Here is a 758-nt window from a genome sequence, read left to right on the forward strand (position 1 = left end):
TGTGCCCGTGGCGGCCTCGGCTCTGGAGTCCCTGGTGCTGCCCGCCCGGGTGGAGGGGTACTCGTCGGCGGGCCTGGACGAGCTGACCCAGGCCGGAGAGGTGGTGTGGGCCGGAACGGGGACGGAGGGGTGGGTCACGCTCGTGCCCGCGGACGAGGCCGCGCTGCTGCTGCCCGCCCCGGTGCCGCCCGGACCGGGCACGCTCGCGGACAGCGTGCTGGAGGTGTTGCGCGAGGGCGGCGCCCTGTTCTTCCGTGACCTCGCCGACCGGACCGCCCGCGCGACGGGTGGTTCGGCGGTCGCGGACGCGGACGTGGTGGCGGCGCTGTGGGAGCTGGTGTGGTCGGGCCTGGTGACCAACGACGGTCTGGCGCCGCTGCGGGCGCTGCTCGGGTCGGCGCCCCCTTCCCGCTCGCGGACCGGGCGGCGGGCTGGACGACCGGGGAGACCGGTCATGCCGACCCGGTCGGGTCCGCCGACGGCGGCCGGACGCTGGTCGGTGCTGCCGGAGCGGGAGACGGACCCCACCCGGGTGGCGTTGGCGCGTGTGGAGGCGCGCCTGCAGCGCTCCGGTGTCTGGGTGCGGGGTCAGCGCCAGGGTGTCGCCCCGGACGAGTACCGGGTGCTGCGGTCGATGGAGGACGCCGGGCGGGTGCGGCGGGGGTACTTCGTCGAGGGGCTCGGCGGCGCCCAGTTCGCGCTGCCCGGTGCGGTGGACCGGCTGCGGGCGCTGACTGGTGAGGGGCCCGGTGGACCCC

At 77.4% G+C, this 758-nt stretch carries 1 protein-coding gene; it reads left to right on the forward strand.

Going from position 1 to position 758, the window contains the following annotated elements; genetic code table 11:
• Positions 1-758 (forward strand): Lhr family helicase (locus D471_RS33965; RefSeq protein ID WP_040689261.1); only part of this gene is annotated, 758 nt, incomplete at both ends.

This window comes from Nocardiopsis lucentensis DSM 44048 (assembly GCF_000341125.1).
Taxonomy (GTDB): Bacteria; Actinomycetota; Actinomycetes; order Streptosporangiales; family Streptosporangiaceae; genus Nocardiopsis; species Nocardiopsis lucentensis.